Annotated in this window: 1 protein-coding gene; it reads right to left on the reverse strand. The window is 42.4% G+C overall.

Annotated features, from left to right (window positions below):
* Positions 1-69: 69 nt before the first annotated feature.
* Positions 70-495: a hypothetical protein gene (locus tag BWI92_RS26550; RefSeq protein ID WP_141234956.1), complete on the reverse strand. Its 426-nt coding sequence runs from the start codon at positions 493-495 to the stop codon at positions 70-72.
* Between the last annotated feature and the right edge of the window lie 59 nt (positions 496-554).

Consider the following 554-nt stretch of genomic DNA (forward strand, 5'->3'; position numbering starts at 1 on the left):
GTCTAAAAGAACTGGTGGTTATTTGGCAGGAAGAGTCCCTGCCGATGCCAAAAGAAGAATTGCTAAAAGTCAAAAAAGCCCATGAAAAGCATGTTCGCCTGCAAAGATATTTGGGCAAGGCAAGCCCATAAATGAAAGTCTAGAACCATCTGTCCCACCACGGATACTCATTTGCTTGGCAGGAATACCTGCACGCTCGATAGCTTCCAAGGCATACGCCGTCACATGAGGATATTGATCTAGTATTACCTTCATGTTGCGATATTGTTCATGAATTTCGAATACAGCTTTTGAATTAGGATACCCTTCCAACACTTTCTCCATGATGTTTTTCAAGAAAGCTTCGTGTTCATGAAGTTTTTCCTCTGTAAAATCACGAATGATAAAACTAACCGAAGCCTCTTCAACGGCACCAGAAATACCCACGGGATGAATAAACCTTCTTTCCTTCGGTAGTCTCTGGAGAGAGGGTATCTTTGGGTAAACTTGCCACAATTTCTGCAGCGATTTTTAAAGCGCTTTCCATTTACCTTTAGCAAACCGGGTGTGACTCA

The organism is Flectobacillus sp. BAB-3569 (assembly GCF_002270355.1).
Classification (GTDB): Bacteria; Bacteroidota; Bacteroidia; order Cytophagales; family Spirosomataceae; genus Flectobacillus; species Flectobacillus roseus.